Here is a 12,749-nt window from a genome sequence, read left to right as displayed (position 1 = left end):
GTTTATAAAGCAATTCTGAATTGAATACAATTATAATTCAATCAAATAAGTGGAATAATTAATTAAAAAAAAGAAATGCGCAAAAAAGCTTTAATAGTAATCCTGGGAATGCTGGTAGTTCATACTTATGGACAAAATATCAACAAAAATAAACTTGAAGCACTTTTAGCAAAGGCTAATAAGACAAACTCAGAAGCTGTTATCATCTATAAAGACAATGAATTGGTTGCTGAAAAATATTTCGGAATTGGACAGCCAGACACTAAAATTGAAGGCATGTCCTGCACCAAAAGTATAGTAGGCCTTGCAGTCGCTTGTATGCTTACCGATCAATTGATTGAAACTCTGGATGCTCCAATAGCCAAATATTACCCTGAATGGATGCAAGGTCAAAAACAGTTTGTTACCATACGGCATTTGGTTAATATGACCTCAGGTATGCAAAACAATCCCAATGCGTCTGTAGAAATCTATCCTAGTGCAGATTTTGTACAATTGGCCATTGCCGCCGAACTTTCAAAAAAACCGGGGGAAGTTTGGGAATACAATAATAAATCTTTAAATCTTATGGCCGGTGTAATCGAAAAAATAACCGGTAAACGTATGGATGAATATATTGGGGAGAGACTTTTTAAAAATCTGGAGATTACAGATTATAGCTGGACTTTGGACCAGAAAGGAAATCCTCACGTTATGTCCGGATGCCAAATTAAGCCGAAAGATATGATTAAACTCGGGCTCTTACTGGCAAACAAAGGAAAATACGATAATAATGTGATCATTTCTGAAGAGCATATCAATGAAGTTGTAAAACCATCTGCCCAGTATCTAGGCTACGGAATGTTATGGTGGCTGGATTATGAAAACACAATCTCAATTGTTGATGAGCAAATTATCACCGAATTAAAAAAAAATAATATATCAAAAGACTTCATCAAAAAAGCCACTAAAATGAAAGGCGTTTACAACTCTAATGAGGAGTATTTGACAAAACTGCGATCGGTTTTCGGCGATAACCCTTATCAGGATATTAGTAAGAATCTAACATCGGGGTTACGTCTTCGCAAGAGAGAATTTAGCGGCAAGGTGACCTATCGTGCCGACGGATATTTAGGTAATTACATCATTGTTGATCCAATAAATCATATTGTTGCCCTTAGAATGATAAGCCATCAAAGTCATAAGGAAGAAAAAGATAATTTTTCAGACTTTGGTAAACAGGTAATCGATCTGATAAAATAGATGGCCTGTAATAAAAAAAATCCAATTGCCTCGGCACACCGGCGCAATTGGAAAATATAATAAACTCCCTGTATTCAAGTTCAGCCATCAGAACATTTAAACACGATCTTCTGACTCAAAATTTTTAAATACAATCAATAAAGTTACGATCTGTATTTATTGGTCATTTTTGCTTCTTGTTATAAAATTTCCTGTTATAAACTTGCTGTATATACTATCTTTGATACTGCGGGATATAGGCAAAACATGTGATCCTACTTCAAGACGGCTGCCTTCTATAGCTTGGATATGTTCAACATTCACAATGTAACATCTATGTATCTGAATAAACTTTTCTGGCGGAAGACTCTCCCAGATCATTTTAAGTGTGCAGTAAACCATTTCTTTAGAAACAGCTGTATGAACCTGTACATAATTCTCCATGCTTTCTATAAAAAGAATGTCTTTCAACATCATTTTTTTTGTTTTCTTATTTACTTTTATAAAGATATAATCAGCCTTATTGTTTTTTTCTTCTTTTTCTATTGCAGCGTGCAGTTTATTGACCGATTTTAGAAAACGCTGATAAGAAACTGGTTTTAGCAGATAATCAAATACATTGAGTTCATATCCTTTTAAGGCATATTGCTCATAAGCAGATACAATAATGATCTTGGGCAGATTTTCCACAGAGGCCAGAAATTCCATTCCTGTAAGTCCCGGCATTTCAACATCCAGAAAGATAACATCAACAGTATCTTTTTTAAGCAGATTATTGAGTTCAATTGCATTTTCACATTCTCCTGTAAGACAAAGAAAATCTGTTTTCTCTATATATCCTTTAATCCCCTTACGTGCTAATGGTTCATCATCTGTAATAATACATTTTATCTCCATACTATTTTATTTGTAAAATGAGTGTGACCTCAAAAAAGGCATTCTCTTTTTTTGTCAATAATTGATGCTTTTCCGGATAAAGCAGTTCTAGTCTGCGTTTTAGATTACTAAGTCCTATACCGCTGTCTTTAATCACTGAAGATACTGGCTTATCTGAAACTGAATTTTTCAATATAAAGTGAATTTTGTTTTCTACTAGTTTCAATACAAGATCTATCTCATATGATCCTGATACGTATTTGAATGCATTTTCCAATAACGGCTGAAACAACAATGGCTGTATAGGTTGTTCCTGTAAAATAGCATCGATATTAACATTCACAGCTAACTTATCTGTTTTTCTCAATTGCTGAAAGGCAATATACGAACGTAAATACGCTATTTCTTTGTAAAATGGCACTTCCTGGTTTACATCATAAAGCTGATAACGCAACAGTCCTGATAAATGCTCAATGCTCTTCTTTGCTTCTTCATTCCTTTCATCTACCTGAAAATAAATAGTGTTTAGGGCATTAAAAAGAAAATGTGGATGATATTGGGATTTTAGGAAATCAAGTTCTGCTTCGTTTTTTTCTGCTTTTAATTTTTCTAATGCCAGCATTTTTTTTTGTACATTTTTATCTCTTAAGCTGTTACGTATAAATGTATAAAAAATGAGCAATAATGGTATATAGACCACATTAATCAGCATATAATCGATCCACCCTGCCCCCATAAATAAAAAACCAGCGCTCTGTCCTGTAATGAGTATGAGGTTCAGCGAAATGAGAAGCTGTGCAAGAACCAATAAATAGTCCCTTCCCATTTTACTAAATTCTACTGTCCTGCAAAGCTGGCCATGCCATACAACATTGCTTACATAACATAGCAGTATAGAAAGCAGTAACGCAACCAAATGCAGCTTAATATCCCCTTCCCAAAAAATACCATGGTGTGTAAGATCTGTAACTGCTCTAAGTACATTATACATTAGAATTCCCCAAACTGCGGGGTATATCCATTCAATTGCTATTTTTTTATTGCTAATCATTTTCACGGGTTCTAATTTACAAATTGATACGTTTACTTTCTTCTGTATTTTCTGTTTTTCTTATCGCCTTTGAAGGATTCTGTGAATTAAACTTCCAGGAAAGTGTTATTCCTGCCATACGGGTGTCACGGCGTTCCTGGTAAGCTCCGGCGATAACGCTATTACGTAAAGTAATATTCTGAAGGTTAGTCAAAAAAACATCATTGATGTATACATACAGGCCTAGCTTGTTTTCAAAAAAACTTTTTCTTGCCCCTATGGATACAGAACCAAGTGAACCAATCCTGGCCTGGCCCTCTGCCATTGTACCACTATAATACCCTGTAGCTTCAAGAGCCCAATCATGTGGCAGAATAAATTGATTATTAATCTGAATTGTTGGAGACAATAGGTTGTTACTGTAGAAACTGCCCGCTTCAAGCCAGTAAAACTCCTTATAACTGATAGAGCCATTAAAGTGCAATGCCCAACAGTTTATTGGTTTGATACTATTAAGACTTACTCTAAGCCCCAAAGCATAACTTTGTTTAAGATTAAGAGGCATTACAATAGTAGCGTCACTATCTGGCTCAGTGAGATAACTTTTGGTAATAGGATTTTTTCGAATAGTATAAAACATACTAAACACATACTTGGATTTTACAAGCCATGAGGCTTCCAGATTGTGAACCAATTCAGGATTAAGCGAAGTGTTTCCTCTTTCTTGTAAATAACGATCATTCACTTCTGTAAAAGGATTAAGGTCCCTGTAATTAGGACGTACAATGCGCCTGCCATACTGAAGAGAAACCGTATGTCCTTGCTGAAAACTATAACTAGCTGAAAAAGTTGGAAACAGTTGGCCATAAGATCGGATCAGTACAGAATCACGACTTGCTAAAGCATAACGTGCTTCTGTATCTGTTAATTCTAAACGAATTCCCATTTCAGTAGAAAAATGCGGTGACCATTTTTGGCCTGACTGCAAGTAAACTCCTAATACATGTTCTTTATAAAGAAAACTGCTGCTCAATTTTTTATCTTCAAGCCAAGCGCCAGACTGCAATGAATTATACGAAGCAGTATTATCAATAGTAACACAAGAAGATTTAACACCAGACTGAAAGGAGAATTTATCAGACATTTTGTAACCAATACTTGACTGAAGGTTAGCAATCTGGATATTTCCACCCATTTTTCCCTTTAATACATCTTCTGAGACAGGATCAGAAAACTTATCCATCTTACTTTTTTGATCCAGCTTTTCTTTTTGTTCAAAAGAAAGAATATTAAATTCGTTTTCCCATTTTAGCTTTGTGCTGAATTTATAAAAAAGACCTATCCCTGCTCCCAATTTTCTATGATGAGAATATTGATCATTTTGCGTATGAAGTGAAAAATCTTTCGAAGACGAACCTTGAAAAAATTCAGATAACGCGGTTTCATTTTTATTTTTTCTAAACCAGTTACTATATACATCGGCACTCATACTTAGTTTTTTTGACAATTCGTAATCCAGTCCTGTCTTAGAATAATGCGAGTTAGAACTAAAATTGCGGTCTGCCCGCATATCAAGTCTCACATCATCGTCATCTGAACTCTTTTTTAAATACTCACGAGATGAATTAATCCAAATAAAATCTTGTCCGCTGTAGAACGAATAATTGGTATATAATGTGTATTTATCTTTTTGAATCTGAAAAGATAAGTTTTGATTCTGTCTAAAACGTCTTCCGGCTTCTGCATTTGATAAAAGGTTAAGATGCATTCCTTCTGCTGATTTTCGCTTTCTCTTAATATTTATAAATCCTCCTGTACCTGCTGCATCATACTCAGAAGAAGCATGAGACACCATTTCAATTTTATCAACAGCGCTGCTTGGCATAGAACGAAGCAGGTTCACTAAGTTTTCTCCCGTAAGATGTGTTAACTTACCATCTATCATCACATTTGCGCCAGGCTGTCCGTTTAGTAAAACAGTTCCATCATTCATGATTAATATCCCGGGAATTTTTCCAATCGTATTTAAAACCGATCCATCCGATCCTAGTGAAAAAGCAGCAAGATCAACTGTAGTTTTTCCAGGCTCTATTTTAAATGCAGCGCGTTTGGCTGTAACCGAAACTGCCTCCATTTCGATACTTTCCATCTCCATTATAATATCATCCAACTGTACGTTTTCTGAATCAACTCTTATACTAACTTCTTTTTTATTATAACCAACTGATGAAAAAGATATCCGATAGCTTCCTGCATGTATGTTTTTAATTGTATAATTCCCAACGGAATCACTTACAGTATTTGCTACATAACCCGAATTCTGTTTCAGTACTGCAACGTTCACACCTGGTAAGGATTGAAAACCGTCGATTACTTTTCCCGAAATTTTTATTTGAGCCTGCAGCCCTGCCGATAATATGAATATCAATAGATATAAACCTGCTTTTTTTACCTTCATTTTGTTTTATCATTACATTAATAAAGGCAAAACTATCCGTGTATTAGATAGTAAGAAAACTTTCTTGACCTATGGGCAAAAGTCCTTGACCAATTGTATATCGTTTCAAGATTGTTTCTAAAAGTTCCTGTTTTTATTCTAATAATAGTCGATTCCTGAACCGGAAATACTATGTAATTTACTTCCGGCAAAACAAAATTGGTATGTACTCGCTGATTTATAATCTTACAAGTATCTTTTTACAATGTTTATTTTTCGAAGACAAATGGCGGTAATCCAACTGGTTGCCAAAGAAAATAAAAATACTATACAGAATTTCCACAATGCATGTATTTCATATTTCATTAAAAAAAACTGTCCCCACAGCACAAAAAAGTAATGAAGAAGATATATCAGGTAGGCATTTTCGGCTAGTGAATTCCATAATCTGTGACTATGCTTTACAATAGCTTTAAACAGACCGATAAAAGCCATACAAGAGGCCGTACATGTACCAACATATAAGGTGTAGTAAATCATCCATGCTACAAATTCAGGCATAATGCCATTATCTACAAACTGGCCCAGAATGTCCGTCCTGTTATGGTAAGTTACTGCACTATAAAAAACCAAGGATACAATAAGCCAATATTTCCATTGAATAACAAAACGCGAACTGGATGAAAAAATATGATTATCAAAATCGCTGTTACCTACAATAGCACCCAGTAAAAAATACCCAAAATAGGCCAGTAATCTACTCAGTTGAAAATCAAGCGGCCCAAAAGAAACCCACTTTCCGGCTCCAGTGCAATACGCTATTGGTACATATAAAATAAAAGTAATACAAAATAAAACCGCAAAAACAGATACAGGACGATTGGTGAAAAATGAAACTTTATCAGAGTATCTATTGAATTTTTCTTTTATAAAAGGATATATAATTCCCAGAATTAAATTAAAGAAAAACAAAACTCCTATAAACCAAGGCGGACCGGGAGGCCAATTTTCAATGGTAAAAAAATCTATTACATAAGCTGAAATATTAGTATTTTGATGTGCCAGATAATAAGCTGGGAAATAAGAAAAAAGCATTAAGATTGTACCTAAAAAAAGAAACGGAATAAAGAGCCTTTTAATTCTGTCTCGTACAAAATACATGGCTCCCTTTTTCTCTATACTTTTCACAAGGAAAAGCCCACCGATAAAAAACATGAGAAACATAAAGAAAATATCATTATAATTTTCGAATATATCCATCCCAATCCATCTCTTATGATCTATAATCGGGGCGGTAGAATTAATATAGGCACTACTGTCAAACCATGCAAAAGTGGTGTAGGCTAACGAGGTATGATGAGCAACCACCAGTATCGTAATGAATGATTTTAGATAATCCAGCCAGAGTGTCCTGGAATTTTGCAGTTTTAATGTCATAATAGTAACTAAATAATGTTTCATAATCATAGACGCGTATTCTAATTAAAACGTTGCATCCTAACTGAAAAAAAATTGACTGCGGCAACCTCGACCACTAATCTCTTTACTGATCTCAAGCTCCTGAAAAGTCAATTAATTGATATGTTTTTACCACTTAAAACTCTAAGAACAAACCAACAATGATGATATTTTTACTTTACTACCAGTAAAAGATTGTAAATAATATTTCATCAAAGAATGCGTGAAAAAACAGTGAGATCTTTATCTGTTTGAAATTTAGATATTAATTTATACTTTCGTTTTTATCAATTTCACCTGATCAGCACTCAAAAAATATACTGACTAAATACTCCCATATTAAAGCTTTTATAAACATACAAAATGACGATTATTGAAACTGAAAGAACATACATAAATCAGATCAGGCAAATTGATTTAGAAGCGCTATACTCTATTTGTGGCAATGCTGAATTAATGAAGTACGTAGGTGATGGCAAACCTTTGTCAAAAGAACAAACACGGAAATGGATCGACGTTTCAATTTTAAATTATAAATTAAAAGGTTTTGGCATGTATGGAGTATTCTCTAAGGATAATGATACACTTATTGGATACTGCGGTTTGATTTTATCGTCAGATATCAATGATTATGAATTAATTTATGCTTTGGACAAGCAATACTGGGGAAAAGGTCTAGCAACAGAAATTGCATATGCTGCAGTCAAATATGGTTTTGAAAAATTAAAATTTAAAACGATTTTTGCATCAATAGATCCTGCTAATAAGGTTTCAGAAAAAATACTTTTGAAAATTGGTTTTTTAGAAAAATTCAGAAGAGAAGATGAGTTCGGTCTTGAAACAATCTATTTTAATATTGACCAAATATAAATAACTTCTTCTGTCAGAGTTTTTAGCTTAAATTATTTTAAAACAAGAACTAAAAGTAGAAATTGCCGTAAAGTGCCAATTCCTTATCTGCATAATCAGATATTTTTTTTGAAGAAAATCTTGAAAATAAAAAATCAGATCAATTCAATACAATAAAACTTTTCTCTAAATTTGGACTTACGTGTACTTTACTGAAATATATTACTACGCTAATAAAATTAATTTTAATCTTAAATTAGAGTCAATTTAAAAAAAACAAAACAATCAGTGAATTAACAGAAATAAAACCGGCTAAACCTGTTTGAAACATATTGACGGGACAATTGAAATCTTTATTTTAGTCCATTTCGCAGATAATGGCTGGATTGCAAAGGATAATCCGACTAACAAACACTTTTACATCTGCGAAAAGGGGCGGCAAGAATTTACATAACTGGCCATAGACTATTCACAAATAAAATCAGAAAAATATGAGTATGATTAACAATTACGATAATTTCTTTCTGCCTGTCGACAATCTTGACCAAGCAAAAGAGTTCTATACAAACAAGCTTGGGCTTGGCATCAAGTTTGACTTTGCTGATAAAGGTATGACTGCTTTTAAAGTTAGTAGTAACGAACCTGCAATTATTGTGACCACTATTAAAGATGCGAAACCCGCAATTTGGTTCACCGTTGACAATGTTCAAGATGCTTACGAAGACCTAAAACAAAAAGGAGTTGATTTTTTAAGTGAGCCCTTCGAGATTATGACCGGGCTTTCTGTTGAGTTCAAAGATCCGTTCGGAAATAAATTAGGATTGACAGACTATTCTAAAATGCCAAAATCGACTATGTAATCTTCGTTTTCAACTTAAAATTTCAATACTTTCCATAACAAATCTATATTCCGGTCATCATGTGCCACTAACTCCAGTGGCATCATAAATAATACTGCCTAAAGAATTATCTTTTTCACCTTCATTTTCATATTTTTAACATTATTTAAGGCAAATCTATCAGGTCAATAATCCCTTACGAAACTTTATTGATGAATGGATAAAATTGATTGACCAATAGACAGAAAATAGAAAACCGCATCAATAAAACATTAAAATCCTGCTATTTGTGTAGTTAAATTTGAAAATTGGTTATATTTAGTTATTGCAGCTTGCTTCATAAGAAGTTACTTTTGCAAATATTATAATCAAAGCACTAACAAGACTGCTTCATTTTTTGTCTTACTTAATCAATAGCTATTTTCCAGAGGAATACCAGAACTTGGTATGATGTATAAGATTTTATTTTAAATAACCTGAAACCGAAATTTAATAAAACCATTTGAAGATTAAATAATGAAAAAAACAATTCTCATTTTATTTACAACATTTATTTCTGCTATCTCTTTTAGTCAGAACATTACAAAAGTATGGGAGTCAGATTCTCTTTTCTTAAAACCTGAATCAGCACTTTATGACTCTTCAAAAAAGATTCTCTATATCTCAAATATAAACGGCGAGTATCTTGCAAAAGACGGTAATGGATTTATTTCCAAGCTTAAAACAAATGGAGAAATAGAAGTTTTAAAATGGATTGATGGATTGGATAACCCTCAGGGAATGGGATTATATAAGAAAAAATTATATGTTGCCGATATTAACAGAGTAATCCGCATCAACACCCAAACAGCTAAAATTGAGAAAGTGTATCATGTAGACAATGCTATATTCCTTAACGATATAACAATAGATACAAATGGAGATATTTACGTTTCTGACTGCTTTGGGAGCAAGATTTATAAAATATCAGACGAAAAAATAAACGTATGGACTGAATCTGGTTTTCTTTCTAAGCCAAATGGATTGTTATGTACCAAAGAGGACCTCTTAGTACTGAATATGGAAAGTAAAACTGCTTTTGCCATAAACAAACTGACCAAAAAATCCCATCAGATTTTTAGCGGAATTGATAATCTGGATGGTATTGTTAGTAATGGCAAAAATGGATATATAGTTTCCGGAGCATGGCAGGGACAGCTCTTTAATATTGATGCAAACGGAAATAAAAAATTACTAATTGATCTTGGAAAAGAAAAAATCATTACTGCAGATATTGAATACATTGCAAATGATAATTTATTGATTGTACCTACTTTATATAAAACCGTATTAGGATTTCGATTGTCAAATTAAGAGATATTTATCTTGCTTAATCCTAGTGATAATGAATTTAAACTAATATTTAATAAAAAAAATGATATACACATAATTCAAAAAAACTGATTTCTTAACTTAAAATAAATATAGCTAAAAAAAAATAGTATGTCTGAAGTTGAAAAATTAATTCCACATAGGGCTCCTTTTTTATTCGTAGATCAAATAATATCATTTTCAAATGAAACAATTATTGGAATTAAAACATTTGATGAAAGAGACCTTTGGTTAAAAGGAAGCGTTCCTAAATCCGAGTATATTCCCGGAACAATTTTGATCGAATCAATGGCCCAATGCGGAGGTGCAGGTGTTAAACTTTTAGGAATAACAAAAGGAATTTTTGGTCTTGTCACTATAGAAGATGCAGAATTTTATGTAGCTGCAAAATTTAGAGATCAAATAAAATTTGTTGTAAAAAATATTCGTTTAAGTGAAAAGATAATCAAACAGTCAGGAATTGCATATGTAGGGGATAAAAAGATTATAAAAGCAAGCTGGATGTGTTTCAAAATATAATAGTATTTAATATGGGACTTGATACCTTTTCTACCACAAAAGTTAAGGAGAGTTTTATAGATGTTTCACCTGTTTAAGATTTGTGGCAAATAATGGCACAGTATTTTGAAGAGGATATCTTTTACCAAAAAATTTTAAGACTATCTATTTTAATTCAAGTAAATTATCCAAGAACACTTTTTTAAAATAATTTAGAAAATCAAACAGAATTTTATAGAAATCGCCAACAGGACATCCAAACCAAATTCATAAATCAAATAAAAGACAGACACTATATGTAATAAAACAATCTCTTCAAATCTTTCATAAAATTTATAGAAATTTGCCCTGTTCCTGTCACTACAGCCAAATGGCGCCAATTGAAGACAATTGGCGCCATTTTTTAATACATCTCTTCAGGTAATTTTTCTAAGAGCATAACTTAAATAGAAATTATTGGTATATCTAAGGTTTCAAATCTCTACCAAATTTTTCAAAAATAGGCGTTGGTATTTCCCCCACTACATTTTATTATTGTTTTAGATAATCATGAAATAAAATCATCGTATAGGTGTTGATTTATTTCTTTTCTATCTCAACGATTTTCTTTCCTTCTTCACCCAGGTAATGAAGAATCAATTTGTCATAGATTTTAGTACCCTCATCGGTATTGGTGAAAATTACAATTCCCTTTTCTGATTTTGGTAATACAAAAGCAATACATCGTGTGCCAGAGTCTGATCCCCCATGAGCTAAACCATAATCTCCATTCCCAAAATCATACACTTCAAAACCTAATCCGAAATATTTGTTGTCTTTAATTTTCGTCTGTTGTTTGATCAATTCCTTAAAAATTTCAGGCTTCAGATTTCCACCTTTCATGATATTGACCATAAAATTCCCTAAATCTTCTACCGTAGTATGTAGATTATCAGCAGCATTGGCTACTTTGTTTTTTTCTGTTGGATAAGGCTTACCTTGCTTATCGTATCCAATAGCAAATCTTGACTCATCAGTATTTTCATCCCAAATATAATTGGTGTCTTTCATTTTCAGGGGCTCAAAAATCAATTCTTTGGCTAGCTGATCCAGTGATTTTCCAAATTTATTTTCCAGGGCTTTTCTCAGATATTCAAAACCTTCTCCTGAATACTGGTAACTTGTTCCCGGATCAAACTGAAAATGCAGTTTTTTGTCGGCATTCATCCATCTCCAGTTTGAAAAACCTGTCCTATGGGTTAGAATGGTCCTTGTGGTTAATTTTTTGTGTCTCGGATCATTGGCAAGATCTGGATCTATCCAATATTGATCAAGAGGCTCATCCAACTTCCATTTCCCTAAACTTACCAGGCGTAATGCAACCATTGTAGTTACAGGTTTGGTAATAGAAGCTACATTGAAATAGGTGTTATATGGTGCAGAAATACCGTTTTTTATTTCTCCAAAAACTTTTACTTGCTTCAGTTCTCCTCCTTCAATGATTCCTAATCCTAATGTTGGAATTTTATTTTCTTTCAGCCAGTTCTCAATAGCTTGATCATCTTCAAACACACTCTCATCGCTAACTTGTTTTGCCTGATGATCAAAACTCAGTGATCTTTTCAGTTTCCACTCCCCATTCTCCTGAACCCAAAAATGGGTAAACTTAGCAGCCCCGGTGAGTCTCTCTGGCTGATTGGCTTCTTTTTCATAAAACTGATGGGTACCGTTCTGGATGACGGCATATAATTCTCCTTGTTGATACATTGGATAGATTTCAGTACTTTTTTCAACCAAGGCTCTCCTGACCTTATAAGTTTTCGATGGTCTGCATAATCCGCTTTTAAAATCAACCATAAATTTCTTTTTATCCGAGAAGCCATCTTTATCATGATAAAATTCAAGCTGATCACTCAGTAAATTTTCCATTTGTGTTATATTACAAGTATTGAAGCCTACTGAAAAAAGCAAGCTGTCTCTGGACATAATTTTTTTGTATAAAGCGTCAGTCTTTTCTATTTGTGCATGAACATTACTAGAGAAAACGATAAAAAAAGTGAGGATAAAATGAGTGTACTTTGTCATTGTTACTGTTTTTGTCATTGTTAATATTTTTGACAAAGATTAGATTATTACCCGTTGTTCAGTCAAGAACGACCCTGACAAAAACCCGACAAAGTACCGACAGGAA

Annotated in this window: 10 protein-coding genes; 5 read left to right on the top strand and 5 right to left on the bottom strand. The window is 33.2% G+C overall.

The features are described 5' to 3' along the window. The first annotated feature begins 75 nt into the window (after positions 1-75). Complete coding sequence (locus tag ACQY44_RS23880; protein WP_428232777.1) at positions 76-1,242, top strand: serine hydrolase domain-containing protein; 1,167 nt, start codon at positions 76-78, stop codon at positions 1,240-1,242. Between the two features lie 156 nt (positions 1,243-1,398). On the opposite strand, the gene ACQY44_RS23875 is transcribed toward ACQY44_RS23880, so the two are convergent. From ACQY44_RS23875 to ACQY44_RS23860, 4 genes are all read right to left on the bottom strand, one after another. Then, positions 1,399-2,118, bottom strand: coding sequence for a LytR/AlgR family response regulator transcription factor (locus tag ACQY44_RS23875; protein WP_428232776.1), 720 nt, complete (start codon positions 2,116-2,118; stop codon positions 1,399-1,401). A 1-nt stretch (position 2,119) separates the two neighbouring features. Then, positions 2,120-3,148, bottom strand: coding sequence for a sensor histidine kinase (locus tag ACQY44_RS23870; protein WP_428232775.1), 1,029 nt, complete (start codon positions 3,146-3,148; stop codon positions 2,120-2,122). Positions 3,149-3,164: 16 nt separating this feature from the next. Further along, entirely contained in the window at positions 3,165-5,585 is a 2,421-nt protein-coding gene (locus ACQY44_RS23865; RefSeq protein WP_428232774.1) for a TonB-dependent receptor domain-containing protein, read from the bottom strand. A 225-nt stretch (positions 5,586-5,810) separates the two neighbouring features. Further along, the gene (locus ACQY44_RS23860; RefSeq protein ID WP_428232773.1) at positions 5,811-7,025 is read right to left on the bottom strand and encodes an acyltransferase family protein; all 1,215 of its coding nucleotides are present in this window, start codon (positions 7,023-7,025) and stop codon (positions 5,811-5,813) included. 360 nt (positions 7,026-7,385) lie between these two features. Between ACQY44_RS23860 and ACQY44_RS23855 the strand changes: the two genes are divergently transcribed. From ACQY44_RS23855 to ACQY44_RS23840, 4 genes are all read left to right on the top strand, one after another. Next, entirely contained in the window at positions 7,386-7,892 is a 507-nt protein-coding gene (locus ACQY44_RS23855; protein WP_428232772.1) for a GNAT family N-acetyltransferase, read from the top strand. A 470-nt stretch (positions 7,893-8,362) separates the two neighbouring features. After that, positions 8,363-8,731 carry a VOC family protein gene (locus ACQY44_RS23850; protein ID WP_428232771.1) on the top strand — a complete coding sequence of 123 codons (369 nt, stop codon included), beginning with the start codon at positions 8,363-8,365 and terminating at the stop codon, positions 8,729-8,731. Positions 8,732-9,226: 495 nt separating this feature from the next. Further along, complete coding sequence (locus ACQY44_RS23845; RefSeq protein WP_428232770.1) at positions 9,227-10,063, top strand: hypothetical protein; 837 nt, start codon at positions 9,227-9,229, stop codon at positions 10,061-10,063. Between the two features lie 129 nt (positions 10,064-10,192). Next, positions 10,193-10,600 (top strand): 3-hydroxyacyl-ACP dehydratase FabZ family protein, encoded by a 408-nt coding sequence (locus ACQY44_RS23840; RefSeq protein WP_428232769.1) that lies wholly within the window; start codon positions 10,193-10,195, stop codon positions 10,598-10,600. 558 nt (positions 10,601-11,158) lie between these two features. Here ACQY44_RS23840 and ACQY44_RS23835 read toward each other — a convergent pair. Continuing rightward, complete coding sequence (locus ACQY44_RS23835; RefSeq protein ID WP_428232768.1) at positions 11,159-12,661, bottom strand: serine hydrolase; 1,503 nt, start codon at positions 12,659-12,661, stop codon at positions 11,159-11,161. Positions 12,662-12,749 lie beyond the last annotated feature (88 nt).

Origin of the sequence: Flavobacterium sp. (assembly GCF_965277525.1) — a bacterium.
Taxonomy (GTDB): domain Bacteria; phylum Bacteroidota; class Bacteroidia; order Flavobacteriales; family Flavobacteriaceae; genus Flavobacterium.
This window is presented reverse-complemented; position numbering and strand designations above follow the sequence as displayed.

Excerpts from the sequence above, each read along its gene's own strand:
- ACQY44_RS23870 (WP_428232775.1), bottom strand. The coding sequence starts at position 3,148 with ATGATTAGCAATAAAAAAATAGCAATTGAATGGATATACCCCGCAGTT.
- ACQY44_RS23835 (WP_428232768.1), bottom strand. The coding sequence starts at position 12,661 with ATGACAAAAACAGTAACAATGACAAAGTACACTCATTTTATCCTCACT.
- ACQY44_RS23860 (WP_428232773.1), bottom strand. The coding sequence starts at position 7,025 with ATGAAACATTATTTAGTTACTATTATGACATTAAAACTGCAAAATTCC.
- ACQY44_RS23855 (WP_428232772.1), top strand. The coding sequence starts at position 7,386 with ATGACGATTATTGAAACTGAAAGAACATACATAAATCAGATCAGGCAA.
- ACQY44_RS23850 (WP_428232771.1), top strand. The coding sequence starts at position 8,363 with ATGAGTATGATTAACAATTACGATAATTTCTTTCTGCCTGTCGACAAT.
- ACQY44_RS23865 (WP_428232774.1), bottom strand. The coding sequence starts at position 5,585 with ATGAAGGTAAAAAAAGCAGGTTTATATCTATTGATATTCATATTATCG.
- ACQY44_RS23880 (WP_428232777.1), top strand. The coding sequence starts at position 76 with ATGCGCAAAAAAGCTTTAATAGTAATCCTGGGAATGCTGGTAGTTCAT.
- ACQY44_RS23840 (WP_428232769.1), top strand. The coding sequence starts at position 10,193 with ATGTCTGAAGTTGAAAAATTAATTCCACATAGGGCTCCTTTTTTATTC.
- ACQY44_RS23845 (WP_428232770.1), top strand. The coding sequence starts at position 9,227 with ATGAAAAAAACAATTCTCATTTTATTTACAACATTTATTTCTGCTATC.
- ACQY44_RS23875 (WP_428232776.1), bottom strand. The coding sequence starts at position 2,118 with ATGGAGATAAAATGTATTATTACAGATGATGAACCATTAGCACGTAAG.